The organism is Nonomuraea sp. NPDC001684 (assembly GCF_053596515.1).
Window position 1 is genome coordinate 1 of the sequence record NZ_JBSFGJ010000691.1, and the last position, 3,212, is coordinate 3,212.

The 3,212-nt window shown below is 65.2% G+C and carries 3 protein-coding genes and 1 pseudogene; all 4 read left to right on the forward strand.

Annotation, left to right across the window (positions count from 1 at the left end; translation table 11 throughout):
• The first annotated feature begins 192 nt into the window (after nucleotides 1-192).
• The 4 genes and pseudogenes from ACWCSD_RS50145 to ACWCSD_RS50160 all read left to right on the forward strand — a co-directional run bounded on the left by ACWCSD_RS50145 (nucleotide 193) and on the right by ACWCSD_RS50160 (nucleotide 2,438).
• Nucleotides 193-540: a hypothetical protein gene (locus ACWCSD_RS50145; RefSeq protein ID WP_449926528.1), complete on the forward strand. Its 348-nt coding sequence runs from the start codon at nucleotides 193-195 to the stop codon at nucleotides 538-540.
• Nucleotides 541-960: 420 nt separating this feature from the next.
• A pseudogene (locus ACWCSD_RS50150) lies at nucleotides 961-1,161 on the forward strand (integrase core domain-containing protein); the annotation flags it as partial.
• Between the two features lie 176 nt (nucleotides 1,162-1,337).
• Nucleotides 1,338-1,847, forward strand: coding sequence for a hypothetical protein (locus ACWCSD_RS50155; RefSeq protein ID WP_449926530.1), 510 nt, complete (start codon nucleotides 1,338-1,340; stop codon nucleotides 1,845-1,847).
• Between the two features lie 30 nt (nucleotides 1,848-1,877).
• Nucleotides 1,878-2,438: an integrase core domain-containing protein gene (locus ACWCSD_RS50160; RefSeq protein ID WP_449926533.1), complete on the forward strand. Its 561-nt coding sequence runs from the start codon at nucleotides 1,878-1,880 to the stop codon at nucleotides 2,436-2,438.
• The last annotated feature ends 774 nt before the right edge of the window (nucleotides 2,439-3,212 follow it).

The following is a 3,212-nucleotide window of genomic DNA, read 5'->3' on the forward strand; positions in this document are numbered from 1 at the left end:
CCGAGGCCGACGCCGCTGAGACGGGCGCCATCGCCACGATCGCCAGCGCGGCTACCGCCGTCGCGACGGGCATGGCCTTACGAAGCATTCCCATTACTTGCTGGATCCCCCTGTGTTGCCGCGAATGGATCTCATCCGCCCCACAGGTCTAAATGATCACGCTTGAAAACGCCTTGGACTTAACTTGGACGGGTGAGGGTCAGCCCCTCTTACCAGAGCGCTCCTGTTCGATCCACTCCCGCAGAGCGGCGGCTGCGCGCTGCGGCGGACGAGCACGCCCGGCTCGCCGAGACCCTGCGGGCCGCGGCCGCTGATGCCGACCTCGCCCGCGAGCGTGCCGAGCACGACAGCCATCAGGCCCAGGCCCGGGCCGAGACCACCGAAGGCCGCGCCGAGACCGCCAGGCAGGAGGCGGCCGACGCGCGTTTGGCCCTGGTCGTGGCCCAGGGAGAAGCCGCCGGCGCCGCGCGGCTGCAGGGGTCCCAGACTGGTGGGCTCGCTTATTCAACTGTCGTCAGTTCGGCGGGGTGGCCTGGGTAGTGGTGACTTTGTGTGGTCGCCTGGGGCGTAGCGGTTGTAGGTGGTTCCGGTCTCGGCGGCGAGCTTGGCCGTGGTGACAGGGTGAAAGCCGAGGGCGTCAGCGATGATCGGGGCGGGGCTGTCTTGGATGTGCTGGCGGAGGGCTGCTCCGCGGGCGGGGAGAGTTGAGATGCCGAGTTGGCGGATCTGTTTGGCGAGCCACTCGGGCCGCCAACGGCTGTCCGACCTGCTCATGAACCTCGGGCAGGGGCTGGGTCGTTTCGGTTCCTCATCCGTGATCGGGACGCCAAGCTCACCGCCGCTTTCGATGAGGTCTTCGCCGGCGAGGGTGTCACGGTGATGAAGACGCCGCCGCGGACGCCCCGAGCCAACTGCTACGCCGAGCGCTGGGTGCGCACCGTCTGAGCAGAATGCACCGACCGGATGCTGATCTACGACGAACGCCACCTTCAATCGGTCCTGGAGGAGTACGCCGAGCACTACAACACGCACCGACCGCACCAGTCCCGCCAACAACGCCCACCCGATCAGGACGAGCAAGTTGTGGTACCGCGGGAAGGCCGCATTCAGCGCCGAAAGGTGCTCAGCGGAGCGATCAACGAGTACCACCGAGCAGCCTAGCCAACCCGAAGAAGCACCAGCTCAGGCCACGCGCACGAATTTTGAAGCGGTACAGGCCAGGTTGTGCCTGCCGATAATTACATCCGCCCAGGTCGTGGCCCTGCGAGGGCTTTTTGTGAAGTACGCGAGCTCCGGTCTCTCAGGAGACGGGAGCGCGTACGGCAAGATGATCGGCCGTGCTCCTTCGCCTTGCCTATCTGACCGTCACGAACGCTTTCGCCGCGCTGCGGTTGCTGCCCATGGGCGATCGAGACAAGGACGTGGAGATCCTCGCCCTGCGTCACCAGATCACCGTCCTTGAACGCCAACTCAGCGCCGACACCTGGGTGAGATTCGCACCCGAGGACCGAGCCTTCCTGGCCGCGCTCCTGACCTCGCTGCCCCGGGAGGTCCTGCGTCGGCTGCGGCTGCTCATCCAACCGGATACTGTGCTGCGCTGGCACCGCGATCTGACGAGACGGCGTCATGCCCGTACCTGCCGGCCGAAGCGACGTGGGCGCCCGCCCAAGGTCCGCTCCATCCGCGTTCTTATCTTGCGTCTGGTGCGGGAGAACCCGAGCCGGGGCTATCGGCGGGTGCATGGTGAGCTCGCCACCCTCGGTATCAAGGTCGCGCCGTCCACGGTGTGGGAGATCCTCAAACAGGCCGGTCTCGATCCGGCGCCCGAGCGGGCCTCCACCACATAGGCCGACTTCCTGCGCTCCCAAGCCGACGCCATGCCGGCCTGCGACTTCATCGAGACCATCACCCTCAACGAGCAACGCCAGTACATCCTGGCGGTGATCGAGCACGCCACGAGGCGGGTCCGTGTGCTCGGCACCACCGCACACCCGAGCGCCAGCTGGGTCATCCAAGCGATCAGGAATCTGGTGATGGATCTGAACGATGCGGGCTGTCGGGCGCGCTTTCTGCTCCGCGATCGGGATGGAAAGTTCCCTGTCCTCATGGACGAGGTGCTCGCCGAGGCCGGCATCAAGACGGTGCGCACCGGCATCCGGATGCCGCGGATGAACTCCATCATGGAGCGGTGGGTCCAGTCGTGCCGTCACGAGCTCCTCGACCGCTGCCTGACCTGGAACGAACACCACCTGCGGCACGCCCTGCACGAATATGAACACTTCTACAACCAGCACCGAGCACATCAAGCCCTGAACCAAGCAGCCCCGCTGCGCACCGTCCCCGATCCGATCACGGCCCCAGAGCGAATCATCGACCTGAACGTACGCCGACGAGACCGGCTCGGCGGCGTCCTCCATGAGTACTCACAAGCGGCTTGACCTGCGTGGATGGAATTTTCGGCAGGCGCAGCGTCTCCAGCCTTTGATACGGCGAGCCCTCCAAGCCAGGAACTTTTCCCGGCCGTCAACCATGAGGCTGTACGCCAGATCATCGATGTGAGCATGTGGCGACTCCTGGTCCATGAGGAACTGACTCATCTCCCTGTTGGGGCTGAGCTTGGGGAGACGGCGGTCGCCACGCAGTCTCGCCGAGAGGCACTCGAAGGCGTCTCCGCCGAACCTCCAAGGCGCTGAAGCCCTCGCATCGGTGCGGCCCTGCGGCGTAGCGTATGTCCTCCGCCACCCGCTCGCGGAGCCTCTTGTCCACCAAGAGACCAGCGTCAGCGGCGATCTCTTCAATGAGCGTCCTGCATTGGTCGTGGCCAGCACCACTCCCTCAACTCGATCCGCTTCTTCCGCATCCCCACGATGAGACTCGCTGTGCCTGTCTCTCTTCAGTTCTCTGTGTGAACCATGGTCTGACTCCAATGTCTCGCGTAGCCCAGCGCGGCACCGAGGATCGCCTACAGCGCTTCCTGAGCAATGATCGAAACCTGTGGATCTGACGGGAAGGGGTGTACCTTCCCGAATCATCTGATCAAGGTTTCGAGATAGGCCGACGCGCCAACGTCGGTCGGGAAGGCACACCCGTGCCGCTTACCGTAGTGCCCGAACTGCCCGCTGACGACCACAACCCGGCGTCCTCCTCGTTGATCGACCAGATCGTTCGCGAGGGTGCCCGCAAGATGCTCGCCGCCGCGTTGCAGGCCGAGG